Below are 23,946 nucleotides of genomic sequence, written 5' to 3' on the forward strand. Positions count from 1 at the left end.
CTCAGCCGCCGAGGTCCGGCAGCTCGAGTCCGGCCAGCCGCTCGGCGTCGGCCAGGATGTACATCTCGGTGATCCGGCCGTCGGCGATGGCGACGCCCATGACCGACTGCGGCCGTCCTTCGGGGGCGTTGAGCACCCCGACCGTGTCGTTGACAAGCACGAGCTGCATGTACCGCGCGAACTGCCGGAACAGCATCGCCTGTTCGGCCACGGGCTTCGCACCGCGCACCACCTTGGACGCCGCCACACCACGCACCAGCGGCCCGGAGTCGGCCCGCAGCACCACGTCGGGATCGAGGACCGCCAGCAGCGCCTCGAAATCGCCCGCGCGGGCGGCGGCCATGAACGCCTCGAGGACCTGCCGCTGTCTGCCGAGGTCGGGTTCGGTCGACGGCTCGGCGCCCCGTACCCGGCGCCGGGCGCGACTGGCCAGTTGGCGGGTCGCGGCCGAGGAGCGCTCCACGATCGGCGCGATGTCGTCGAACGGCACCGCGAACAGGTCGTGCAGCACGAACGCGATCCGCTCGGCGGGCTCCAGCGTCTCCAGCACCACGAGCAGGGCCAGGCCCACCGAGTCGGCCTGGAGCACCTCCTGCTCCGGGTCGATGTGCGACAGCGGCCGGATCACCGGGTCCGGGACGAAGGCGTCGTCCAGTGACTGCTCGTGGCGCCGGGTGCGTGAGCGCAGCATGTCCAGGCAGACCCTGCCGACCACGGTGGTCAGCCAGCCGCCGAGGTTGTCGATGTCGGCGGCGTCGCTGCGGCTCAGCTTCAGCCAGGCCTCCTGGACGGCGTCCTCCGCCTCGGCCAGTGAGCCGAGCATGCGGTACGCGACCGCCTTTAGGTGACCGCGGTACTCCTCGAAGCGGTCCGCCAGCAGGTCCGTCTCGTTCACGTCTCCCCCTCCGTGCTGTTCTCTTCCGGGCGCTAGCGGCTGAACAGTTCGAACGCCACGGCCGGCTTCCCGCCGAACCGCTCCCCCGTCGACTCGGCGTACCCGGTGAGGAAACCGCGGACGTACGTCTCCGGGTCCTCGTCCGTCAACGCCTCGATGTAGGTGCGGTGTTCGAGCAGGGAGCGCACCCCGCGCTCCAGGCCCGGCGTCGCGTCCGCCGCGTGCGTGGGCGAACTGGAACCGGCGACGGCGACCCAGCGGACGCCGTTCCAGGGCTCCAGGCCCTGCTCGGTGAGCTCCGGGAAGATCCAGCGGTTGCCCGCATCGCCGGCCGCGTCCAGCGTGGCGCGGCCGACGGCCACGTGGTCCGGGGTGTTCCAGGCGGTGCCGCCCCAGGTGTCCCGGTGGTTGAGCGTGATCACCAGCTCGGGCCGGTGCCGGCGGATCGCGGCGGCGATGTCGCGACGCAGGGCGGTGCCGTACTCGATCACGCCGTCCTTGTGGTCGAGGAACTCCACCGCCGTCACGCCGACGACCGCGGCGCTGGCCCGCTGCTCGCGCTCGCGCAGCGGGCCGCACTTCGCGGGTTCGAGCGTGTCGATGCCGGCCTCGCCGCGGGTCGCCAGGACGTAGGTGACCTCACGGCCGGCGTCGGTCCAGGCGGCGACCGCCGCCGAGCAGCCGTACTCGAGGTCGTCCGGATGCGCGACGACGGCGAGCGCGCGCTGCCAGTCGTCGGGCATGGGCTTCAGTTGAGTGATCGTCGGCTCGGTCATGCCCGCACCCTAACGTGTGACCCCGACATCACGCTTCGTCACGGGTGAGCGCCAGCAGCCGGTCCAGGACACGGGGACCGCCGGCCCGCACGCCGTCGTGCTCGAACTCGTCGGTGACCCAGGTCCGCAGGCCGCGGACGGCACGGGCGGTGGCGAGGGAGTGGGCGGTGTCGACGTACATGTCGTCGTGGTAGACGGCCGCCGCGACCGGAACCTCGTTGGCGGCGAGGCGCGCGGAGTCGTACAGAGGCGTCCAGTCGGTGCGGGCGGCGAGGAGTTCGGCGGTCTCGCGCAGCGGGCGCAAGGACGGATCGCAGTCGAACATCCAGGGGTGGATGGTCTCGCCGGTGAACAGCAGCGGCCCGTCGCCCGCGAGCGTCTTGGCCGCGTCGAACTGCGGGAACTCGGCGCGCACACGCTCGGCGGACCAGGCGGTGGGGCGGGTGTCCTGGCCGTAGATCGCCTCGTGGACGAGGGCGTACAGCGGGTGGCTCGCGTACGACAGCAGGCCCTGGGCCTCCTCCTGGAAGGCGTCCGAGAGGGCCGGGCCCTGCGGGGTGCGGACGAAGGCGTGCTCCAGCAGGTAGTGCAGGCGGTGGCTGCCCTCGCTGCCGCCGAGGACGATGCCGAGGGACTGGAAGGCCTCGGCGGTGAGGCGGTAGCCGTTCGGCAGGACCACGTCGTTCGCGAGGAGGTGGTCGGCGATGCTGCGGGCGCGCTCGACGTCCTGCGGGTAGCGGGCGTAGTGCGCGGCGACCTTGCGCTCGATGCGCGGGTAGGCCGCCCGGTAGACGTCGTCGGCGTGGGCGTCGAGGGAGGGCAGGCCGCCGGTGATGACGGCGGCGGTCAGGCCCTCGGGGGCGGTGGAGAGGTAGTTGACCGTGCAGAAGCCGCCGAAGCTCTGGCCGAGGACGGTCCAGGGGGCGCCGCCGGTCACCTCGGGGCGGATCGCCTCGCAGTCCCGGACGATCGCGTCGGCACGGAAGTGCGTGAGGTAGTCGGCCTGGGCGGCCGGGCCACCGCGCAGCGGGAGCGTCTGGCGGTTGGCCGGCGTGGAGTGGCCGGTGCCGCGCTGGTCGAGGAGCAGGACGCGGTACTCCTTGAGCGCGCGGCCGAGCCAGGCGCCCTTGCCGACGAAGCGGTTCGCGCCGAAGCCGGGGCCGCCCTGGAGGTAGACCAGCCACGGCAGGTCCTGGTGTGCCTTGTCGCTCGCGACGACCTCACGGGCGTAGAGCTCGATCGTCTCCCCCGCCGGGGCGTCGTGGTCGAGGGGCACGGTGAAGTGGCGGTCGGTGAGGACGACGCCGGGCTGGCGGTAGGTCGCGGTCAACAGGGCTCCCGGGACGGAGGGTTTTCGGGCCGCGTCCCAGTTCAGCACATGTTCGTCCGTCGACCGAGCCCCAGGATCATGAAATCGTACTGAATGGCGGATCAGTGCCTGCGGATCCCGACCTCCGTGGGATCAGCGGGCCGACAGGCTGGACCGGCGTACCACCAGCTCGGGCTGGAGTACGACCCGCCGGTGCTCGTGCTTCTTCCCCCCGGTCTCCTCCTCCGTCTCCTCCAGCAGCATCTCCGCCGCGAGGGTGCCCATGGTGACCGCGGGCTGCCGTACGGAGGTGAGGGGGACGGCCGCCGCGGCGGCGAACTCGATGTCGTCGTAGCCGACGATCGCGAGGTCGTCGGGGACACCGACGCCCGCGGCGTACATGGCCTGCAGGACGCCGAGGGCGAGCAGGTCGTTGGCGCAGAAGACGGCGGTCGGGCGCTCGGCGAGGCCGAGCAGGCGGGCGCCGGCGTCCCGGCCGGCGGCGACGTCGAGCCGCTCGGTGGGCAGCTCGCGCAGGTGCTCGGGGCCGAGGCCGGCCTCCTCCAGCGCCTTCAGTGCGCCGATGCGGCGGTCGCGGACCTGGTTGAGGCCGGGCGGGCCGCTGACGTACGCGATGGAGCGGTGCCCGGCGTCGACGAGATGGCGTACGGCGAGCGCGCCGCCCGCGACGTCGTCGACGGAGACCGAGCACTCGGTGGTGCCCTCGGCGACCCGGTCGACGAGGACGAAGGGGATGTTGTGGCGCCGGAACGTCTCGATGTTGCGGCCGGTGGCGTCGGCCGGGGTCAGCAGCACGCCGCGCACCCGCTGCTCGGCGAAGAGCGACAGGTAGTCGGCCTCCTCGCTGGCGCTCTGTGCGCTGTTGCAGACCATGACGCCGAGCCCGGCCTGGCGCGCGGCCCGCTCTGCGCCGCGCGCCACGTCCACGAAGAAGGGGTTGCCCATGTCGAGGACGAGCAACCCCATGATCCGGCTGCGGCCCGCGCGCAGTTGGCGCGCGGACTCGCTGCGGACATAGCCCAGCCGGTCTATCGCGGACTGCACGCGTGCCCGGGTCTCCGTCGCGACCGTGTCCGGACGGTTGATGACGTTCGAGACCGTGCCGACGGAGACTCCGGCGGCGCGGGCGACGTCCTTGATACCCACCGACTGGGTCATCGGTCAGGGACCTCCAGAGAGACTCGGTAAGACGCGGGGCGGCGGGAAGGCCTTCACATTACCGTCAAGCCGCCCACAACGGCTGCGATCAGGCAGGCAGGCGGAAGTTGAGGTTACGCAGCGCCGAGGGCGTCGTACCGCTGGACTTCTCCTGGTACATGATCGACAGGAAGTGGTCCTGGCCGACGCGCGTCTCGTCGATCACGACCTCGCCGAAGGCGTTCAGCCCGGCGGTGACACCGTCGTACAGAACCGACCAGTCCGTGTACCCGGAGGCCTTGGAGGCTCCGGCTATGCGACAGAACGGGAAGATCGCGTACGCGTTGTCGTACTTGTCCAGAATCAGCTTGGTGCGCTGGCTGGAGTTCAGCGGAACCGGGATCTCCGTCTTCTGCCATGCCCCCGAGGAGTTCTTGCGCACGTGGAAGGCGCGGCCGTTGGCGGTGCGGTCGGCGACGTAGTTGGTGGTGCACTGACCGAACCGGCCGGGGACGTAGCTGATGATCGCGTGCGGCAGACCGGCGGAGTCGGTGAACTGGCTCTCCTGGTTCATCAGGGAGTGGTCCGGGTTGAGCGCGTCGATCACCAGCCCGCTGTCGGTGACGGCGACCTTGTCGGAGCCGCCGGTGGTGCCGACGACGGTGCCGGCGTTGTTGCGCCAGGTGCGGCCGCGGTCGTCGGAGTAGACGTAGCCGGTGTCGTGGTTGGTGATGCCGCCGCTGGAGCACATCACGGCGCCGTTCTGTTCACGCCAGGTGAAGAACGAGTGCAGGCGCCCGTTCTTGTCGTAGTCGATGCCGTGCAGGTACATGTTGCGGGCGGTCGAGGAGCCGTGCTCGCTGGTGTACGTCCCGGTGGAGCTGCTCCACTCGCCGAGGTTGGTCCAGGTCGAACCGTCGTACTCGGCGAGGGCGTTGCGGCCGTTGCCGGAGACGGCGACCCGGTAGCTGAGCTGCAGCTTGCCCTCGGGCGTCGAGATGAACTGCGGGTAGGTGAACTGCGAGGTGAGCGCGAGCCCGTCCAGGGTGGACTGGGGTGCGCCGAAGCGGCTCGCGGTCCAGCTCAGGCCGGCCGGGTTGTCCATCAGGCCCGCGACCGACTTGACGTAGGTGAAGCCGTCGCTGTGCGAATCCATGTTGAGGTGGAGGCGCCCGTCGACCTTGGAGATCCCCATCGAGATCACGTTGTGGGAGTCGTTGTAGCGCAGGGTGTGGCCGACCTTGACCGTGGACCAGGTGCTGGAGCCGAGCGCGCGACGGCCGACGACGGCGTTGCGGTCGGCGGTGTACCAGACGGCGTACTGGTAGCCCTTGTAGGTCAGCAGGCCGTTCTTCTGGAAGGCGTTGTTGTTGACCAGGCCGTCGTACGACACGAAGAAGATGGCCTGCGTGTCGAGCGTGGTGGTGCCGGTCAGGGTGAGGGACGGGCCGGGGTCGGCGGCCCGGGCGGTGCCGGAGGCGAGGGCGGGGGTCATGACGGCTCCGGCGAGTGCGGCGCCCAGCAGGGTGCGTCTCTTCATCTCGGGGGACTCCATTGTCGGCGAGGAGCGGGGAGAGGGACCACGGGGGGACTGAACGGGGGCAGCACGGGGGTGTGTCAGGCGAGGTGGAAGACCTCGGTCAGCGGCTTCATCGCCTCGTCGGGGCGGGCGCCGTCGAGGGACTCGAAGAACTCGCCCATCTCGGCCTGCCAGCGGGCGTTGACCTCGGTGGCTTCCATACCGGCCTTGGCGGCCTCGAAGTCCTCGGTCTCCAGGTAGCCGACGAGCAGGCCGTCGTCGCGCAGGAAGAGGGAGTAGTTGTGCCAGCCGGTGGCCGAGAGCGCTTCGAGCATCTCCGGCCACACGGTGGCATGGCGGTCGCGGTACTCGGCGATCCGGTCCTCGCGGACCTTGAGGAGGAAACAGACGCGCTGCATGAAGTACCAGCTCCCGAAGGGGAAAGTGGGGCTCAGAAGTTGAAGTCGTCGATGTTCTTGGCGTCGAAGACGGTGGGCTTGCCGAGGCTGATCACGCCGTCCTTGCCGATGGTGTACGTGGTCTCGCCGGCCTTGAAGGTCTCGCCCTCCTTGCCGGTGATCTGGCCGGAGACCAGAGCGACGGCGGCACGGGCGGCCAGGTCGCCGAGCTTCGCCGGGTCCCACAGCTCGAACGCCTCGACGGTGCCGTTCTTGACGTACTTGCGCATGTCGTTGGGTGTGCCGAGGCCGGTCAGCTTGACCTTGCCCTTGTACTTGGAGCCCGACAGGTACTGGGCGGCGGCCTTGATGCCGACGGTGGTCGGGGAGATGATCCCCTTCAGGTTCGGGTACTCCTGGAGCAGGCCCTGGGTCTGCTGGAAGGACTTCTGGGCGTCGTCGTCACCGTAGGCGACCTTGACGAGCTTCACGTCCTTGTACTTCGGGTCCTTCAGCTCCTCCTTCATGAAGTCGATCCAGATGTTCTGGTTCGTCGCGGTCTGCGCGGCGGACAGGATCGCGATCTCGCCCTTGTAGTCGATCTGCTCGGCGAGCAGCTGCACCTCGGTGCGGCCGAGGTCCTCGGCGGACGCCTGCGAGACGAAGGCGTTGCGGCAGTCGGCGGTGGTGTCGGAGTCGTAGGTGACGACCTTGATGCCGTTCTTCATGGCCTGCTTGAGCGCGGTGCACAGGGCGCCCGGGTCCTGCGCGGAGACGGCCATCGCGTCCACCTGCTGCTGGGTGAGCGTGTTGACGTACGACACCTGCCCGGCGGTGTCGGTCGCGCTGGACGGCCCGACCTCCTTGTAGCTGGAGCCCAGCTCCTTCAGCGCCGCCTCGCCGCCCTTGTCGGCGGAGGTGAAGTAGGGGTTGTTGACCTGCTTGGGCAGGAAGCCGACGGTCAGCCCCTTCTTCAGCTCGGCGTTCGGGTCTGCCTTGCCGCCGGTGGCGGCGGAGGCGCCCTCGTTCTTGACGTCCTCCTTGGTGGTGCCGCCGCACGCGGTGGCGGCGAGAGCGAGGGAGGTGACGGCGGCGAGGGCCGCGCAGGTGCGGCGGAGGGATGACTTGCGCATGGTGGGTCCTTTTCGACGGAGGTGAGTGGACGCCCCAAGGGGCGCGGGGAACTGCGCGACCAGCCACATACGGCCCGCAGACTTCGGACGGCCTTTCCAGCGGAGCGTTTACGCGGCTCTACGGCCCGCCCTCGCTACGGAGATCTGCCGTGCGACCCGGGGGCCGAGCACGGAGAGGACGAGCAGGACGCCGGTGACGACGATCTGCGACTGGGCGGAGACGTCCTGGAGGCTCATCACGTTCTGCAGCGCGCCGAGCAGGAAGACTCCCGCGATCGCCCCGCCGAGCGTGCCCTTGCCGCCGTCGAAGTCGATGCCGCCGAGCAACACGGCCGCCACGACGGAGAGTTCCAGGCCCGTGGCGTTGTCGTAGCGGGCACTGGCGTAGTGCAGCGCCCAGAAGATCCCGGTGAGGGAGGCCATCAGGCCCGTCACCGTGAACAGGATCAGCTTCTGCCGCTTGACGCGGATGCCGGCGAACCTCGCGGCCTCCTCGCTCGCGCCGGTGGCGAAGATGGACCGGCCGAACGGGGTGGCGTGCAGGGCGACCACGGCGATCGCGAGCAGCACGAGGAAGGGCAGGAAGGCGTACGGGATGAAGGTGTCGCCGATCCGTCCGGCCGCGAAGTCCAGGTACTGCGTCGGGAAGTCGGTCACCGCGTCCGACCCGAGCACGATCTGCGCGATGCCCCGGTAGGCCGCGAGGGTGCCGATGGTGACGGCGAGGGAGGGCAAGCCCAGCCTGGTCACCAGCAGGCCGTTGATGAGCCCGCAGACCACACCGAGAAGCAGACAGATCGGAATGATCGTCTCGATCGTCATGCCCTGGTTCCACAGGGCGCCCATCACGGCACCGGAGAGGCCGGCGGTGGAGGCGACGGAGAGATCGATCTCGCCCGAGACGACCAGAAGGGTCATCGGAAGGGCGATCAGGGCGATCGGAAGGGTGTTGCCGATCAGGAACGACAGGTTGAGGGCGTTTCCGAAGCCGTCGACCGTCGAGAAGGACAGCAGGAGCACGACGATCAGCAAAGCGCCGACGACCGTGTCCCAGCGGATCGCACGCGTAAGAGACTCAGGCATGGCGGGCGTTCCTCTTCTTCAGGGCCGAGGCCACGCGCAGCGCGACGATCCGGTCGACCGCGATGGCGAGGATGAGCAGGATGCCGTTGATGGCGAGCACCCACACGGAGCTGACGCCGAGGGCGGGCAGCACGCTGTTGATGGAGGTCAGCAGCAGCGCGCCGAGCGCCGCACCGTAGACGCTGCCGGAGCCGCCGGTGAAGACGACGCCGCCGACCACGACCGCGCTGACGACGGTGAGTTCGTAGCCGTTGCCGGTGCCGGAGTCGACGTTGCCGAACCGGGCCAGGTACAGCGCGCCCGCGAGTCCGGCCAGCGCACCGCAGAAGGTGTACGCGGCGAGGATCCGCTTGCGCACCGGGATACCGGCGAGGCGGGCGGCCTCCGGGTTGGAGCCGAGGGCGTACAGCTCGCGGCCGCTGCCGAAGTGCTTGAGGTAGTACGCGGTCGCGATCAGGACGGCGACGGCGATCAGCGCCAGCCACGGCACCGCGGAGAGACCGCCGGAGCCGAAGTCGACGAATCCGTCCGGGAGGTCGGCCGCGGTGATCTGCCGGGAGCCGACCCAGATGGAGTCGATGCCGCGGATGATGTAGAGCGTGCCGAGCGTGACGACGAGCGCGGGCACCTGGCCGAGGCTGACGAGCAGGCCGTTCAGCAGACCGAAGCCGACGCCCATCAGGATCGCCAGGAGCACGGCGACGACCGGGTTGCCGCCGCCCTGGAGATAGGTACCGGCGGCGAAGGCGCTGATGCCGAGCGTGGAGCCGACCGACAGGTCGACGTTCCTCGTGATCACCACCAGGGACTGGCCGGTGGCGACGAGGACGAGGATCGTCGCGTTCAGGAGCAGGTCCTTGATGCCCTGCTCGGTGAGGAACTGGCTGTTGCCCAGCTGGGTGACGACGATCATCACCACGAAGACGGCCAGGATGGCGAGTTCGCGCATCTTGAAGACGCGGTCGACCAAGCGGGTGCCGCTGGACTTCGGTACGTCGGTGACAGGGGCCTCCTTGGGAGTCATCACCGTCATGCGGCGGCCCTCCCGGTTGCTGCGGCCATCACGGTTTCCTCGGTGGCGTCGGAGCGCGGGATCTCAGCGGTCAGGCGGCCCTCGTGCATCACGAGCACACGGTCGGCCATGCCGAGGATCTCGGGCAGGTCGGAGGAGATCATCAGGACGGCCACGCCGTCGGCGGCGAGTTCGCTGAGCAGCCGGTGCACCTCGGCCTTGGTGCCGACGTCGATGCCCCGGGTGGGTTCGTCGACGATCAGCACCTTGGGTCCGGTGGCCAGCCACTTGGCGAGGACGACCTTCTGCTGGTTGCCGCCGGACAGGGTGTTGACCGTGTCGGCGATCCGGGCGTACTTGACCTGGAGCTTGACGGCCCAGTCGAGGGAGCGGCTGCGTTCGGCGCCGCGGTCCATCAACCCCGCCCTGACGGTCGTACGAAGCCCGGTGAGGCCGATGTTGCGCTCGATGGACATGTCCATCACCAGGCCCTGGGCGCGCCGGTCCTCGGGGACGAGGGCGAGCCCGGAGGCCATGGCGGTGGACGGGGCGCCGTTGGTCAGGGCCTTGCCGTCCACGGAGACCTCGCCGGCGTCCCAGCTGTCGATGCCGAACACGGCCCGCGCGACCTCCGTACGGCCCGCTCCGACGAGCCCCGCGAGGCCGACGATCTCACCGCGCCGGACGTCGAAGGAGACGTCGGTGAAGACGCCCTCCCGGGTCAACCGGCGCACGCTCAGGGCGACTTCGCCCGGCTTCACGTCCTGCTTGGGGTACAGCTCGTCGAGGTCGCGGCCGACCATCCGGCGTACGAGGTCGTCCTCGGTCATGCCGTCCAGCGGTTCGCTGGCGATCCAGGCGCCGTCGCGCAGGGTCGTGACCCGCCGGCAGATCTGGAAGATCTCCTCCAGGCGGTGGGAGATGAAGAGGACGGCGGCGCCCTGTTCACGCAGGGCGCGGACCACGCCGAAGAGGCGGGCGACCTCGCTGCCGGTGAGGGCGGCGGTCGGCTCGTCCATGATCAGGACGCGGGCGTCGAAGGAGAGCGCCTTGGCGATCTCGACGATCTGCTGGTCGGCGATGGACAGGCCGCGCGCGGGGCGGTCGGGGTCGAGTTCGACGCCGAGCCGCTGCATCAGGGCCAGCGTCGCGGCGTGCGTGGCCTTGTGGTCGATGCGGCCGAGGGCGCGCCGCGGCTGGCGGCCCATGAAGATGTTCTCGGCGATCGACAGGTCGGGGAAGAGGGTCGGCTCCTGGTAGATCACGGCGATGCCGGCGTCGCGGGCGTCGCCGGGGCCGTGGAAGACGACGGGCGCACCGTCGAGCAGCACCTGGCCCGCGTCGGGCCGGTGCACGCCGGCGAGCGTCTTGATGAGGGTCGACTTGCCCGCGCCGTTCTCGCCCGCGAGGGCGTGCACCTCCCCGGGAAACAGCTCCAGGGAGACGTCCCGCAGGGCGCGGACCGCGCCGAAGGACTTCGAGATGTCCCTGAGCGCGAGAACCGGGGCCGGACCCGTGGTGGACGGGTGGGTCATGGGGGCTCCTCGACGACGCCGGCGGGACGGCCCTCTCGGCGTCGTGAAAGGTTTCAACTTGGTTGCCGGGACGTTAGGCACGGGGCGCATGTCACGTCAATGGGTCCGTGTCGAAAAAATTTCGATGGACGAAGGTCACGGTAGGGCTACGGGAAACAGCCTTGGTCGTGGGGCTTGACACCCCTTCGGGGGGCTCATACGTTCCCGTCTTGAATCGTTTCACAGCGAAGCCGTTCAGCTGACTTTCCGTCCCGACGTCACAGGAGCCCTCAAGTGACCGAGCTCGCCGCGGTGAAGGCCGCACTCAAGACGCAGGCAGTCGAAACGCCGTCGTGGGCGTACGGGAACTCGGGGACGCGGTTCAAGGTGTTCGCGCAGTCCGGTGTTCCGCGGACGCCGCGGGAGAAGTTGGAGGACGCGGCTCAGGTCCACGCGTTCACCGGCGTGGCCCCGACCGTTGCGCTGCACATCCCCTGGGACAAGGTCGAGGACTACGGCGCGCTGGCCAAGTTCGCCGAGGAGCGCGGCGTGCAGCTCGGCGCGATCAACTCCAACACCTTCCAGGACGACGACTACAAGCTGGGCAGCATCTGCCACCCCGAGGCCTCGGTGCGGCGGAAGGCTCTTGATCATCTGCTGGAGTGCGTCGACATCATGGACGCGACGGGCTCCGCCGATCTGAAGCTGTGGTTCGCCGACGGGACCAATTACCCCGGGCAGGACGACATCCGCGCGCGGCAGGACCGGCTGTCCGAGGGGCTGGCCGAGGTGTACGAGCGGCTGGGCGAAGGGCAGCGGATGCTGCTGGAGTACAAGTTTTTCGAGCCGGCCTTCTACACGACCGACGTGCCTGACTGGGGGACGGCTTATGCGCACTGTCTGAAGCTCGGGCCGAAGGCGCAGGTCGTTGTCGACACCGGGCATCACGCGCCCGGTACCAACATCGAGTTCATCGTCGCGACGCTGCTGCGGGAGGGAAAGCTCGGGGGGTTCGACTTCAACTCGCGGTTCTACGCCGACGACGACCTGATGGTCGGGGCCGCCGATCCGTTCCAGCTGTTCCGGATCATGTACGAGGTCGTGCGTGGGGGTGGGTTCACGTCTGACGTGGCGTTCATGCTCGATCAGTGTCACAACATCGAGGCGAAGATTCCGGCGATCATCCGATCGGTGATGAATGTGCAGGAGGCCACGGCGAAGGCGCTGCTGGTCGACCGGGAGGCGTTGGCTGTGGCGCAGGCTTCCGGGGATGTGCTCGGGGCGAATGCCGTGCTGATGGATGCGTACAACACGGATGTGCGGCCGTTGCTGGCGGAGGTGCGGGGCGAGATGGGTCTCGATGCCGATCCGATCGCTGCGTACCGGCGGTCCGGGTGGGCCGAGAAGATTGTGGCTGAGCGGGTTGGTGGGCAGCAGGCCGGTTGGGGGGCGTAAGCGTCTGCCGGGTTCTGTTTCGTTGCGGTCTGCGGGTGCGTTGTGGCTGGTCGCGCCCACGCGGCGGAGCCGCAGATTGATACAGCCCCGCGCCCCTAGGTAAGTGCACTGCCCCTCTCTCAGAAGGACTGAAAGTTCATGGCAACCCATCCTGAAGCCGCCGCCCTCCTCGCCCGTTCCCAGCGGCTCGGCTCCGACCCCCGCAACACCAACTACGCCGGCGGCAACGCCTCCGCCAAGGGCTCCGACACCGATCCCGTCACCGGTGGTGACGTCGAGCTGATGTGGGTCAAGGGATCCGGTGGTGACCTCGGCACGCTCACCGAGGCCGGGCTGGCCGTGTTGCGGCTGGACCGGATGCGGGCGCTCGTCGATGTCTACCCGGGTGTCGAGCGTGAGGACGAGATGGTCGCCGCGTTCGACTACTGCCTGCACGGCAAGGGCGGGGCCGCTCCCTCCATCGACACCGCCATGCACGGGCTCGTCGAGGCGGCGCACGTCGATCATCTGCATCCGGACTCCGGTATCGCGCTGGCCTGTGCCGCCGACGGGGAGAAGCTGACCGCCGAGTGTTTCGGGGACACGGTCGCGTGGGTGCCCTGGCGGCGGCCCGGGTTCCAGCTGGGGCTGGACATCGCCGCCATCAAGGCGGCCAACCCGCAGGCGATCGGCGTCGTCCTCGGCGGGCACGGGATCACCGCGTGGGGTGGCACCGCCGAGGAGTGCGAGCGGAACTCGCTGCACATCATCCGGACCGCCGAGGCGTTCCTGGCGGAGAAGGGGAAGGCGGAGCCCTTCGGGGCCGTCATCGAGGGGTACGAGGCGCTGCCCGAGGACGCGCGGCGGGAGCGGGCCGCGGCGCTGGCACCGTATGTGCGTGCCGTCGCCTCGCAGGACAAGGCCCAGGTCGGGCACTTCGACGATGCCGAGGTCGTACTCGAGTTCCTGGCTCGGGCCGAGCATCCGCGGCTCGCCGCCCTGGGAACCTCGTGCCCCGATCACTTCCTGCGCACCAAGGTCCGGCCCCTGGTCCTGGATCTGCCGCCGACCGCTCCGCTCGACGAGGCCGTCGCCCGGCTCAAGGAGCTGCACGCCGAGTACCGGGAGGAGTACGCCGCCTACTACCAGCGGCACGCCCTGCCCGACTCCCCCGCCATGCGCGGCGCCGACCCGGCGATCGTGCTGGTCCCGGGTGTGGGCATGTTCAGCTTCGGCAAGGACAAGCAGACCGCGCGGGTCGCGGGTGAGTTCTATGTCAACGCCATCAATGTGATGCGGGGGGCCGAGGCCGTCTCCACGTACTCGCCCATCGAGGAGTCCGAGAAGTTCCGTATCGAGTACTGGGCGCTCGAAGAGGCCAAGCTTCAGCGGATGCCGAAGCCCAAGCCGCTCGCGACGCGGGTCGCTCTGGTGACGGGTGCGGGCAGCGGGATCGGGAAGGCCATCGCGCATCGGCTGGTCGCCGAGGGCGCGTGTGTCGTGGTCGCCGATCTCAACGCCGAGAACGCCGCCGCGGTGGCGGCGGAGCTCGGCGGGCCCGACAAGGCCGTCGCCGTGAGCGTCGACGTGACCTCGGAGGAGCAGATCGCCGACGCCTTCAAGGCGGCCGTGCTCGCCTTCGGTGGTGTCGATCTCGTCGTCAACAACGCCGGTATCTCGGTCTCCAAGCCGCTGCTGGAGACCTCGGCCAAGGACTGGGACCTCCAGCACGACATCATGGCGCGCGGTTCCTTCCTCGTGTCGAGGGAGGCGGCGCGCGTGATGATCGCTCAGGAGGTGGGCGGCGACATCGTGTACATCGCCTCGAAGAACGCCGTGTTCGCCGGGCCCAACAACATCGCCTACTCCGCCACCAAGGCCGACCAGGCACACCAGGTCCGGCTGCTGGCCGCCGAGCTCGGGGAGCACGGCATCCGCGTCAACGGGATCAACCCGGACGGTGTCGTGCGCGGGTCGGGGATCTTCGCCGGTGGCTGGGGGGCCAAGCGGGCGGCCGTGTACGGGGTCGAGGAGGAGAAGCTGGGTGAGTTCTACGCCCAGCGGACCATCCTCAAGCGCGAGGTGCTGCCCGAGCATGTCGCGAACGCCGTCTTCGCCCTGACCGGTGGGGACCTGACCCACACCACCGGGCTGCACATCCCGGTCGACGCCGGCGTCGCGGCCGCCTTCCTGCGGTGAGCGCGAACCTGAAGTCGTACGCCGCGGTCGACCTCGGCGCGTCCAGCGGGCGTGTCATGGTCGGCCGCGTCGGGCCGGACAGCCTGGAGCTGGCCGAGGCGCACCGGTTCCCGAACCGGCCCGTGCGGGTGCCCGAGGGGCTGCGCTGGGATGTCCTCGCCCTGTATGCGGGGGTGCTGGAGGGGCTGCGGGCGGCCGGTCAGGTGGACTCCGTAGGGATCGACAGCTGGGCCGTGGACTACGGGCTGCTGGACGCCGACGGCGCGCTGATCGGCAGTCCCGTGCACTACCGGGACTCCCGGACGGAGGACGTCGCGCAGAAGGTGTGGGCGACCGTTCCGGCGGCGGAGCTGTATGCCGCCACCGGCTTGCAGTACGCACCGTTCAACACCCTGTACCAGCTGACGGCCGCGCGGGCCTCGACCCAACTGTCGTACGCCAAGCGCCTGTTGCTCATCCCCGACCTCCTGACGTACTGGCTCACCGGCGAGCAGGGCACGGAGCTCACCAACGCCTCCACCACCCAGCTCATCGACCCCCGCACACGCGACTGGTCCTACGACATCGCCTCCCGGCTCGGCATCGACCTGTCGTTGTTCGCGCCGCTGCGGCAGCCCGGCGATCCGGCGGGGGTCCTGCGATCGGAGGTGCTGGAGGAGACCGGGCTCACCGGTCCGGTGCCGGTGACGGCGGTCGGGTCGCACGACACCGCCTCGGCCGTGGCCGCCGTCCCGGCCGAGGGCGAGCGGTTCGCGTACATCTGCACCGGCACCTGGTCGCTGGCGGGGCTGGAGCTGGACGCGCCCGTGCTGAGCGAGGAGAGCCGGGCCGCCAACTTCACCAACGAGCTGGGGCTGGACGGCACGGTCCGCTATCTGCGGAACATCATGGGGCTGTGGCTGCTCCAGGAGTGCGTGCGGGCCTGGGGGGACCCGGAGCTGGGTGCGTTGCTGCTGGACGCCGCCAAGGTTCCGGCGCTGCGGTCCGTCGTGGACGCGGGGGACGCGGCGTTCCTGGCGCCGGGGCGGATGCCGGAGCGGATCGCCGAGGCGTGCCGGGCCACGGGGCAGCCGGTACCCACCACGCCCGCCGAGGTCACGCGCTGCATCCTCGACTCGCTCGCCCTCGCCCACCGCAGGGCCGTCACGGACGCCCAGCGGCTGGCCGGCCATCCCGTGGACGTCGTCCATGTCGTCGGCGGCGGGACGCGTAATGCCCTGCTGTGCCAGCTGACCGCCGACGCCTGCGGGCTGCCGGTGGTGGCCGGCCCGACCGAGGCCGCCGCGCTCGGGAACGTCCTCGTCCAGGCGCGGGCGCACGGGCTGGTCGGCGATCTCGCGGACGGACGGCGCCTGCTCACCCGAACGCAGCCGTTGACCCGGTACGAGCCACAGGGGGACGCGGCGCGCTGGAGCGAGGCGGAGGCCCGGCTCACCCGGGGGTGAGCGGGGTCTCCCCCGGGCCGCACGCCCGGACTACCCTTCACTCATCCGATGATCGATCACAAGGAGCCGCGATGCGTGTCGCCCTGTTCCTGACCTGTGTCAACGACACGCTCTATCCGGACACCGGGCGCGCCGTGGTGAAACTGCTGACCAGGCTGGGCGTCGAGGCCGACTTCCCGATGGCCCAGACCTGCTGCGGGCAGGCGCACTACAACACCGGCTACCGGCACGAGGCCGAGCCGCTGGCCCGGCATTTCTCCGATGTCTTCGGGGAGTACGAGGCGATCGTCACCCCGTCCGGCTCGTGCGCGGCGATGGTGCGGGAGCTGTATCCGCGGATGGGTGAGCGGGCGCGGGCCGAGGGGCGCGGGGACACCCTGGCCGCGACTCTGGCGCCCGTGGTGCCGAAGACGTACGAACTCACGGAGTTCCTGGTCGACGTGCTGGGGGTGACGGACGTCGGCGCCTACTATCCGCACAAGGTGACCTACCACCCGACCTGTCACGGACTGCGCGGGCTGAGGCTCGGCGACCGGCCCCGGCGGCTGCTCCAGGCCGTCAAGGGGCTGGAGTTGGCCGAGTTGCCCGGGGCCGAGGAGTGCTGCGGGTTCGGCGGCACCTTCGCGCTGAAGAACTCCGATGTCTCGGCGGCGATGGGCGCGGACAAGGTGCGCAACGCCGAGTCGACGGGCGCCGAGGTGCTGTGCGCGGCCGACAATTCCTGTCTGATGCACATCGGCGGCACGATGGCGCGACTGAGCACGGGCATGCGGCCGGTGCACATCGCGGAGATCCTGGCGAGCACGGAGGAGGAACCGGCGGTATGAGCGGGACGTATCTCGGGATGCCGGCGTTTCCGAAGGCCGCGCACGAGGCCGTGCACGACGCCACCCTGCGCGGCAATCTGCGGCACGCCACCCACACCATCCGCGCCAAGCGGGCGAAGGCCGTCGCCGAGGTGTCCGACTGGGACGCCCTGCGGGAGGCGGGCAAACGGATCAAGGACCACACGCTGCGTCATCTCGACCGGTATCTCGTGCGGTTGGAGGAGTCGGTCACGGCGGCGGGCGGTACGGTCCACTGGGCCGCCGACGCCGACGAGGCCAACCGGATCGTGGCGGACCTCGTCAAGGCGACCGGCGAGTCGGAGGTCGTCAAGGTCAAGTCGATGGCCACGCAGGAGATCGGGCTCAACGAGGCGCTGGAGGCCGAGGGCATCCGCGCCTACGAGACCGATCTCGCCGAGCTGATCGTGCAGTTGGGCAAGGACCGCCCCTCGCACATCCTCGTCCCGGCGATCCATCGCAACCGGGGCGAGATCCGGGACATCTTCCGCAAGGAGATGAGCGAGTGGGGCCGCCCGGCGCCCGAGGGTCTGACGGACACGCCCGCCGAACTCGCCGAGGCGGCCCGCCTCCACCTGCGCGAGAAGTTCCTGCGGGCGAAGGTCGGCATCTCCGGCGCCAACTTCATGGTCGCCGAGACCGGCACGCTGGTCGTCGTGGAGTCCGAGGGCAACGGGCGGATGTGCCTGACCCTGCCGGAGACACTGATCTCGGTCGTCGGCATCGAGAAGATCCTGCCGACCTGGCGGGACCTGGAGGTGTTCCTGCAGACACTCCCCCGCTCCTCGACCGCCGAACGCATGAACCCGTACACGACCATGTGGACCGGTACGACGGACGGCGACGGGCCGAGCACCTTCCACCTGGTCCTGCTCGACAACGGCCGTACCGACACGCTCGCCGACGAGGTCGGCCGCCAGGCCCTGCGCTGCATCCGCTGCTCGGCATGTCTCAACGTCTGCCCGGTGTACGAGCGGGCCGGCGGGCACGCGTACGGCTCGGTCTACCCGGGCCCGATCGGCGCCATCCTCAGCCCTCAACTCCGGGGCGTGAACAGCGAGATCGACGCCTCGCTGCCGTACGCGTCGTCGCTGTGCGGCGCCTGCTACGACGTCTGCCCGGTGGCCATCGACATCCCCGAGGTGCTGGTGCATCTGCGGGAGCGGGTCGTGGAGGGCGGCCAGGTGACCGCGAACGGCAACAAAGTGGTGCTGAAGCCCGCGAAGGGACATGCCGCCGAGCGGGCCGCGATGCGGGCGGCGCGCTGGGCGTTCAGCCGGCCGGGAGCCCTGCGGGCCGGTCAGCGGCTCGCGTCGCGCACCCGCCGGCTGCATCCGCGGTCGCTGCCGGGGCCGGGCAAGGCGTGGAGCGGTACCCGGGACCTGCCGACCGTGCCCAAGGAGCCCTTCCGGGACTGGTGGCAGCGGACGAACGGCGGGAACGACGGCAAGGGGGCCGCGAAGTGAGCAGCAGGGAACGGATCCTGGGCCGGGTGCGGCGCGCGCTCGCCGACGTACCCCAGGGCGAGCCGTCGTACGACCAGGCGGTCCCCCGCGACTATCTGCGCGAGCACGGGGACCGGAGCGTCGCGGAGACGGTCGATCTGCTGGCCGAGAACCTGGCGGACTATCGGGCCGTCGTGCATCGCTGCACGGCCGAGGACCTGGCGGCGACGATCGCCGGGATGCTGGCCGCGCGGGGCGCGAAGACCGTGCTCGTGCCGCGCGGCCTGGACCTGGAGTGGCTGGAGGCCACCGACGCCGAGCTGGTTCCGGACCGGGCGGAGAGCACCGCGCGCGAGCTGGACCAGGTCGACAGCGTGGTCACGGCGTGCGCGGTGGCGGTCGCCGAGACCGGCACCATCGTCCTGGACGGCGGCCCCGACCAGGGCCGTCGCCGTATCACGCTCGTCCCCGACCACCACATCTGTGTCGTACGGGTCCCGGACCAGGTCGTCTCCTCCGTCCCGCAGGCCCTCGAACGCCTCGACCCGGCCCGCCCGTTGACATGGATCTCCGGTCCGTCGGCGACCAGCGACATCGAGCTGGACCGGGTCGAGGGGGTGCACGGTCCGCGCACCCTGGAGGTGGTGCTGGTGGGCGATCAGGCGAGCGCGGACGTCACCTCGTAGCGGCCGGACGGGAGCCGGTAGGCGGCGATGCCGTCCGCGAAGCCCAGGTACTCGACTCCCTCGACCCGGGAGAGCGGCGTGCGGCCCTCGCGCACCGTCGACGGGTCGGCGGTGGGGATGCGCAGGGTCGCGGTCGTGTTCGCGGGCACCACGGCCCGGTAGGTCAGCTTCCGGTCGTCCGCCTGCCAGTTGCTGACGATCTCGCCGTACGGCGAGAGATGCGAGCCGGTCACCCGCGTGACCTTGCCGGTCGGGTCGAGGTGGGGCCTGAGGAAGAAGTGCCGGAAGCCGGGGTGTTCCGGGTCCTTGGCGATGCCGGCCATGCCCTCGTACATCCACTCCATGATCGCGCCGTAGGAGTAGTGGTTGAACGAGTTCATGTCGACCGGGCCGAAGCCGTCCTCCTTCGAGTACGAGTTCCAGCGCTCCCAGATGGTGGTGGCGCCGTTGCGCACCGAGTACAGCCAGGACGGCATGGCGTCCTGGTGGAGCAGCCTGTACGCCAGGTCGGCGCGGCCCTCGTCGGTGAGCACGGGGGCGAGGACGTTCACGCCGAGGAAGCCGACGGAGAGGGTGTTCTCGGCGTACTTCACGCGAGTGCTGTCGGGGTGGGCCTCCTTGTAGGCCTCGTCGTTGCCGATGTTCTCGGCGAGTGATTTCACGAGGTGGCGACGCTGGGCCTCGGTGTCGTAGAGGCCGAGCTTGAGGACCCAGAGGAGGGCGGTCTGGCTGTTGTCCTCGGGCTTGCCGCCGGTCCACGGCGGTGCCTCGCCCAGGCTGGAGCGGACCGTGACCTCGCCCGTGGCGGGGTCGGTGACGAGGTACTTGGCGACGAAGGCCCGCTTGATGCGGGAGAAGAGCTCGTCGTAGGCGCGGGCCTCGTCGTCGCGGCCGGTGGCGCGGGCCATGTCGGCCATGAGGCGGGCGCTGTGGCCGTAGTAGGCGTCGCTGATGAGCTGGGTGCTGGTGACCTGGAACGCCAGCCAGTCGCCGAAGATCGCGCCCTGTCCGGCGTAGCTCTCGCCCGTGCGCTGCCGTATCCAGTCCAGGTACTTCTTCATCGCGGCCCAGCTGCGGTCGATGATCGTGGTGTCGCCGGACATCTGCCACACCGTCCACGGCACGACGACCCCGCAGTCCGCCCAACCGCTCGCCGGAATCGGCTGGTTGTAACGGGAGCCGGGAGCGACCCAGGTGAACTGCGCGCCGTCCTGCCCGTACGTCTTCTGCGAATCGATCAGGATGTCCTCGAAGTGGCTGAGGAAATTGACCGTATCGGCGTTGTAGAGGCCGGTGTTGGAGAAGAGCTGGGTGTCGCCGGTCCAGCCGAGGCGTTCGTCGCGCTGCGGGCAGTCGGTGGGAACCCACAGGTAGTTGCCGCGCTGGCCCCAACGGACGTTGCTGATCAACTGGTTGACGTCGGCGTCGTCGGTGGTGATCGTGCCGATGTCACGCAGGGCGGAGGTGGCGACCCTGCCGGTGAACCCGGTGAAGGTGACGGTGTCGGTCGCGGTGACCGAGACGTAGCGGAAGCCGTAGAAGGTCAGCGAGTCCTCGTGGGTCTCGCCGTCGGGGTCGCCCCTGAGGATGTAGGTGCTGGTGGCCTTGGCGGCGCGGAGGTTGGCGCGGTAGACCGAGCCGACGGGGCCGTCGGCGCCCGCGCTGTCGTCGTTGAGCATCTCGCCGGGCTTGAAGGCGACTTGGGCGCCCGCCGGGCCGCGCAGGGTGTAGCGGGGTACGCCGACCATGTTCTGGCCGAGGTCGATCACGGCGGTTTCACCGGGGCGCAGGGTCACGGCGGCGGTGGCCGCCGCGGCCGGGTCGGTGACCGAACGGGCGGCGTCGACGACGATGCGGCCCTTGCCGTTGGGGCTGCCGTCCTGGCCGCTCGCGCCGGTGTACACGGTGATGGAGTGCGGCTTGCGGTCCCATTCCGGCACCAGTCGGGCGCTCTCGCCGGGGTGGGCGACCAGCTTCGCGTCGGGGAACCTGGAGGTGTGGTCGTGTGCGGTCACGCCCGCCCAGGCGGACGCGTCGAAGCCGTTCGCCGTCCAGCCCGGGAGTTCCGCGCGGGCGTCGTAGGTCTGCCCGTCGTAGATGTCGTCGGCTCGGTAGGGGCCGGTGTCGGTGGCCTTCCAGTCGTCGCCGGGTGCGGTGACGATCGCCTGCTCGGATCCGTCGGCGTACCGGACGAGGAGCTTGGCCTTGAGGGCGAGGCGGTTGCCGTCGGCGGAGTAGTAGGTGCTGTTGTCGGAGACACGGCCGTTGTACCAGCCGTTGCCGAGTACGGCGGCCACGGTGACCTGCCCTTGGTGCCGCTCCCCCGCGACCAGGTCCGTGACGTCGTAGGTGAAGTAGTCGACGGTGGTGTCGTAGTTGGTCCAGCCCGGCGTCAGCAGTTCGTGGGTGGCCGCGTCGCCCTGCGGGACCGTGACCCGGTGGCCGTTGACATGGGCCTCGTACACGCCGAGGGCGGAGATGTAGAGCCGGGCGTCGCGTACTCGGCGTCCGGTCAGCCGGGTCTGCCGGCGCAGCAGCGGGGCGCCGGGGGTGTTGGGCCGCTTGCCCGCCATGGCGATCCACTGCGCGCCGTCCCAGCCGGTGACGCCGTCGGTGGAGAGCAGACCGGTCTCGAAATGGGCGGTCGGGGCGGTGGGAACGGGGCGGCCTGTCTCGTCCCAGGCCGTCACCGTCCAGTGGTAGCGGGTGGACGCTTCGAGGGCGGGGCCCTTGTAGCGCACGGCGATCGAGTCCGGTGAGGTGACGCGGCCGCTGTTCCAGACGTCCGCCCGGGAAGGGGTCAGGCGGTCGGGTGCGGTGGCGACGAGGATCCGGTACGCCGACTGTCGGCGGCCGCGTGCCGAGGACGCCATGCGCCAGCCGAACCTCGGGTGGGGGGCGTCCACGCCGAGAGGGTTCGTTCTGTGCTCGACCGTCAGGCCCTCCACGGCGGTGCGGTGCGAGGCCGGTGCCGCCGAGGCCGGCCCGCCGCCCGCGATCCCGCCCGCCATGGCCAGGGGGGCGACGCCGAGTGCCGTGGTGAGCACCGTCCTGCGAGGCACCCCGTCGCCCTTCGTGCTGTCGACTCCGTCATTCATGCCGTAGTCCCTTTCGGCTGTTCGGAGTTGGAACGATTCAGCTCGGACGACGGTTGAAGTTAGTGGCAGAAGTGAAAGGTGTCCATGGTTCGATCAGGACGAATACGATGCAGAATTCAACAGAACTCACCAGCAACAGAGGGGAGAGTTAAGGGGAGTTGAAACAGTTCAAAAACGGAATCAGGTGTTCTTGCCCGACCGCCTCGTCGAGTCGCGGCTCAGGATGCCGAAGGCCCACCGCTCGTTGAAGCCCGCCACGAAGCCGATGGCGCACCAGAAACCCCAGAACTCGGTGCCCGCGGCGGCCGATCCCGGGCTCCCCGGCGTCGGGCAGATCTCGGTCGTGGTGGCCGGCGGCTGGAAGACGGTCACGATGCCGCCGCTGAGCAGGAAGTAGACGGCGAGGGCGAGGATCCAGCCGACGAACACCCGGTACACGCCCTCGTGGCGCATGCTGCGGGCCATCTGCCCGGGGACCACGATGCTCTCCCGGCCGTTGGACTGCCGGCGCGCCAGTTGGTCCGCGCTCCCGCGCAGCCGTACCAGCACGCTGAGCACGGCACCGAACGCGCCGACGCCTCCGCACACGAACGCGCCCAGCAGGCTCCAGCGGTTGGTGCAGTTCAACGCCACGCCGAGAGCCCCGAGCAGGTCGACGCCCCAGAGCAGCGGTACGGCGAGCAAAGCCAGACTGGCGGCCGAGCCCATGGCGAGACCGATGTTGAGGCCCCGGCTGACGGCGGTCGCACTGTCCTGCGCCAGCCTGCCCCTCAAGTCGGCGATCTCCTGGTCAAGATACTCGGCCAGATGCTCGTTCGGCTTGGCGTCGCCGAGCCGTGGGTCGCTCAGCGCGTTCCCGAGCACCCGCACCACGGTGACCCGCGCCGACACCCGCGTCCGGCGCTCGAAGGCGCGCTGCGAGGCGCTGTAGAGGAGCTGTAACTGCAGCTGCTGTTCGGGATAGAGATCACCGAACTGCACATAGGCCGAATGGAAACCGCCCGGCACTACGTCCGCCAGCCCGTCGGGCCACAACTCGGTGTCCGCGCCCTGGACCGACTCCCGCACACCCCGCCGCCATGCATGGCGGCGTCCCCCGTTGTCCGTCATGAGCAAGCTGTATCGCCGTCGGAGCCCGGCGGGGAAGCCTCCCACGGCACCAGTACGGTCACCGATTTCACGGAGCGGTGACGTCCGTCCCGGCCTCCCGAAATCACGTCCTCCAGCCCTCTCGTCCCCTCCAGCCCTCTCGTCCTCCCGTCCTCAGGAGTAGACGATCGGGCAGCCGCGCCGTATCGAGTGCTGGGCGGCGCTCAGATACACCGCCACGTAGAAGGCCGTGTCGAGGTCGTCGCCCCACCGCCCCGGCCGCGCCGCCGCGGTCCGCTTCGCCTGTCCGTCCAGGAACCACGAGGTCAGCTCCAGGTTGTCCGACGTCGCCGGTAGCGCGTCGGACGGCAGCTCGACGGCCTTGGCCAGCCGCTCCGCGAGGGCGAGGATCTGCGGGGCGCCGGCGATGGTCGTCGTCAGGTCGTAGGCGGACTCGACGGGCACCTCGACCTCCTCGTCGAGCGACACCGGCACGAGCACCGTCCAGCCGCAGAGCAACTCCTGCTCCGCCCGCGACAGATGAGCCCGGCACAGCGCGGTGAAGCCGTCCATGGGCGGGACGAGTTTCTCCTCGAAGGCCGTCCCGGACCCAGGAGCGAACGACGCCTCTTCGGGAACGCTCGTGTACGGCGGCAGCCCGCGCCGCCCCAACTCCTCGTTCAGCCCGGCGGCGACGTCCCCCCGCCCGCCCTCCTCTTCGCCGAACCACTCCTGCGCTCCGACGCTCACCAGATAGATCCCCATGCCCGCAACGTACCGCCCACCACTGACATCGCCTCGGGTCACCGGCTGCCGGCCCCCCGTCCATGGTGTCGCTGAGTACACCCGGCAATACGGGTTCTGCGCCCAATGTGGCCGGGCCGCCGGCTCCGTAGCTTCGTCGGCAG

Annotated in this window: 19 protein-coding genes; 6 read left to right on the forward strand and 13 right to left on the reverse strand. The window is 70.1% G+C overall.

What is annotated here, in order from left to right; translation table 11 throughout:
- Nucleotide 1: 1 nt before the first annotated feature.
- The 10 genes from sigJ to ABD932_RS36270 form a co-directional block, all read right to left on the reverse strand.
- On the reverse strand, nt 2-895 hold the full coding sequence (gene sigJ, locus ABD932_RS36225; protein WP_345019599.1) for an RNA polymerase sigma factor SigJ: 894 nt from the start codon (nt 893-895) through the stop codon (nt 2-4).
- 32 nt (nt 896-927) lie between these two features.
- Nucleotides 928-1,671 carry a PIG-L deacetylase family protein gene (locus ABD932_RS36230; RefSeq protein WP_345019601.1) on the reverse strand — a complete coding sequence of 248 codons (744 nt, stop codon included), beginning with the start codon at nt 1,669-1,671 and terminating at the stop codon, nt 928-930.
- 28 nt (nt 1,672-1,699) lie between these two features.
- The gene (locus ABD932_RS36235) at nt 1,700-3,001 is read right to left on the reverse strand and encodes an alpha/beta fold hydrolase (protein WP_345019602.1); all 1,302 of its coding nucleotides are present in this window, start codon (nt 2,999-3,001) and stop codon (nt 1,700-1,702) included.
- A 132-nt stretch (nt 3,002-3,133) separates the two neighbouring features.
- A complete protein-coding gene (locus ABD932_RS36240) occupies nt 3,134-4,159 on the reverse strand; it encodes a LacI family DNA-binding transcriptional regulator (protein ID WP_345019603.1) in 1,026 nt (341 codons plus the stop codon).
- A gap of 88 nt (nt 4,160-4,247) precedes the next feature.
- A complete protein-coding gene (locus ABD932_RS36245; RefSeq protein ID WP_345019605.1) occupies nt 4,248-5,678 on the reverse strand; it encodes a BNR repeat-containing protein in 1,431 nt (476 codons plus the stop codon).
- Between the two features lie 77 nt (nt 5,679-5,755).
- Nucleotides 5,756-6,076: an L-rhamnose mutarotase gene (locus ABD932_RS36250; RefSeq protein ID WP_345019607.1), complete on the reverse strand. Its 321-nt coding sequence runs from the start codon at nt 6,074-6,076 to the stop codon at nt 5,756-5,758.
- 32 nt (nt 6,077-6,108) lie between these two features.
- The gene (rhaS, locus tag ABD932_RS36255; RefSeq protein WP_345019609.1) at nt 6,109-7,188 is read right to left on the reverse strand and encodes a rhamnose ABC transporter substrate-binding protein; all 1,080 of its coding nucleotides are present in this window, start codon (nt 7,186-7,188) and stop codon (nt 6,109-6,111) included.
- Nucleotides 7,189-7,296: 108 nt separating this feature from the next.
- The gene (locus tag ABD932_RS36260; protein WP_345019611.1) at nt 7,297-8,271 is read right to left on the reverse strand and encodes an ABC transporter permease; all 975 of its coding nucleotides are present in this window, start codon (nt 8,269-8,271) and stop codon (nt 7,297-7,299) included.
- Nucleotides 8,264-9,304, reverse strand: coding sequence for an ABC transporter permease (locus ABD932_RS36265; protein WP_345019613.1), 1,041 nt, complete (start codon nt 9,302-9,304; stop codon nt 8,264-8,266). Before ABD932_RS36265 ends, ABD932_RS36260 begins: the two co-directional genes overlap by 8 nt.
- Nucleotides 9,301-10,818 (reverse strand): sugar ABC transporter ATP-binding protein, encoded by a 1,518-nt coding sequence (locus tag ABD932_RS36270; protein WP_345019615.1) that lies wholly within the window; start codon nt 10,816-10,818, stop codon nt 9,301-9,303. The genes ABD932_RS36265 and ABD932_RS36270 overlap by 4 nt, the downstream gene beginning before the upstream one ends.
- A 273-nt stretch (nt 10,819-11,091) precedes the next feature.
- Here ABD932_RS36270 and rhaI point away from each other — a divergent pair, with 273 nt between their 5' ends.
- From rhaI to ABD932_RS36300, 6 genes are all read left to right on the forward strand, one after another.
- Entirely contained in the window at nt 11,092-12,252 is a 1,161-nt protein-coding gene (rhaI, locus tag ABD932_RS36275; protein WP_345019617.1) for an L-rhamnose isomerase, read from the forward strand.
- Between the two features lie 138 nt (nt 12,253-12,390).
- Entirely contained in the window at nt 12,391-14,430 is a 2,040-nt protein-coding gene (locus ABD932_RS36280; RefSeq protein WP_345019619.1) for a bifunctional aldolase/short-chain dehydrogenase, read from the forward strand.
- Between the two features lie 8 nt (nt 14,431-14,438).
- A complete protein-coding gene (locus ABD932_RS36285; RefSeq protein WP_345019834.1) occupies nt 14,439-15,875 on the forward strand; it encodes a rhamnulokinase in 1,437 nt (478 codons plus the stop codon).
- Nucleotides 15,876-15,946: 71 nt separating this feature from the next.
- Nucleotides 15,947-16,702, forward strand: coding sequence for a (Fe-S)-binding protein (locus ABD932_RS36290; RefSeq protein ID WP_345019621.1), 756 nt, complete (start codon nt 15,947-15,949; stop codon nt 16,700-16,702).
- Nucleotides 16,699-18,186, forward strand: a complete 1,488-nt coding sequence (locus ABD932_RS36295; RefSeq protein WP_345019623.1) for a LutB/LldF family L-lactate oxidation iron-sulfur protein — start codon at nt 16,699-16,701, stop codon at nt 18,184-18,186. The genes ABD932_RS36290 and ABD932_RS36295 overlap by 4 nt, the downstream gene beginning before the upstream one ends.
- A complete protein-coding gene (locus ABD932_RS36300) occupies nt 18,183-18,851 on the forward strand; it encodes a LutC/YkgG family protein (protein ID WP_345019624.1) in 669 nt (222 codons plus the stop codon). The genes ABD932_RS36295 and ABD932_RS36300 overlap by 4 nt, the downstream gene beginning before the upstream one ends.
- Here the strand turns inward: ABD932_RS36300 and ABD932_RS36305 are convergent.
- From ABD932_RS36305 to ABD932_RS36315, 3 genes are all read right to left on the reverse strand, one after another.
- Entirely contained in the window at nt 18,824-21,949 is a 3,126-nt protein-coding gene (locus ABD932_RS36305) for an alpha-L-rhamnosidase (protein ID WP_345019626.1), read from the reverse strand. The two genes, ABD932_RS36300 and ABD932_RS36305, sit on opposite strands and share 28 nt — an antisense overlap.
- Nucleotides 21,950-22,129: 180 nt before the next feature.
- Complete coding sequence (locus tag ABD932_RS36310) at nt 22,130-23,059, reverse strand: hypothetical protein (protein WP_345019629.1); 930 nt, start codon at nt 23,057-23,059, stop codon at nt 22,130-22,132.
- A 153-nt stretch (nt 23,060-23,212) separates the two neighbouring features.
- A complete protein-coding gene (locus ABD932_RS36315; protein ID WP_345019631.1) occupies nt 23,213-23,803 on the reverse strand; it encodes a hypothetical protein in 591 nt (196 codons plus the stop codon).
- Nucleotides 23,804-23,946 lie beyond the last annotated feature (143 nt).

Origin of the sequence: Streptomyces shaanxiensis, assembly GCF_039537145.1 — a bacterium.
GTDB classification, from domain to species: Bacteria; Actinomycetota; Actinomycetes; order Streptomycetales; family Streptomycetaceae; genus Streptomyces; species Streptomyces shaanxiensis.

Coding starts and splice junctions, on each gene's coding strand:
- ABD932_RS36265 (WP_345019613.1), bottom strand. CDS start 9,304: ATGACGGTGATGACTCCCAAGGAGGCCCCTGTCACCGACGTACCGAAG.
- ABD932_RS36240 (WP_345019603.1), bottom strand. CDS start 4,159: ATGACCCAGTCGGTGGGTATCAAGGACGTCGCCCGCGCCGCCGGAGTC.
- ABD932_RS36245 (WP_345019605.1), bottom strand. CDS start 5,678: ATGAAGAGACGCACCCTGCTGGGCGCCGCACTCGCCGGAGCCGTCATG.
- ABD932_RS36305 (WP_345019626.1), bottom strand. CDS start 21,949: ATGAATGACGGAGTCGACAGCACGAAGGGCGACGGGGTGCCTCGCAGG.
- rhaS (WP_345019609.1), bottom strand. CDS start 7,188: ATGCGCAAGTCATCCCTCCGCCGCACCTGCGCGGCCCTCGCCGCCGTC.
- ABD932_RS36315 (WP_345019631.1), bottom strand. CDS start 23,803: ATGGGGATCTATCTGGTGAGCGTCGGAGCGCAGGAGTGGTTCGGCGAA.
- ABD932_RS36280 (WP_345019619.1), top strand. CDS start 12,391: ATGGCAACCCATCCTGAAGCCGCCGCCCTCCTCGCCCGTTCCCAGCGG.
- ABD932_RS36260 (WP_345019611.1), bottom strand. CDS start 8,271: ATGCCTGAGTCTCTTACGCGTGCGATCCGCTGGGACACGGTCGTCGGC.
- ABD932_RS36290 (WP_345019621.1), top strand. CDS start 15,947: ATGCGTGTCGCCCTGTTCCTGACCTGTGTCAACGACACGCTCTATCCG.
- ABD932_RS36270 (WP_345019615.1), bottom strand. CDS start 10,818: ATGACCCACCCGTCCACCACGGGTCCGGCCCCGGTTCTCGCGCTCAGG.
- ABD932_RS36310 (WP_345019629.1), bottom strand. CDS start 23,059: ATGACGGACAACGGGGGACGCCGCCATGCATGGCGGCGGGGTGTGCGG.
- ABD932_RS36295 (WP_345019623.1), top strand. CDS start 16,699: ATGAGCGGGACGTATCTCGGGATGCCGGCGTTTCCGAAGGCCGCGCAC.
- ABD932_RS36250 (WP_345019607.1), bottom strand. CDS start 6,076: ATGCAGCGCGTCTGTTTCCTCCTCAAGGTCCGCGAGGACCGGATCGCC.
- ABD932_RS36230 (WP_345019601.1), bottom strand. CDS start 1,671: ATGACCGAGCCGACGATCACTCAACTGAAGCCCATGCCCGACGACTGG.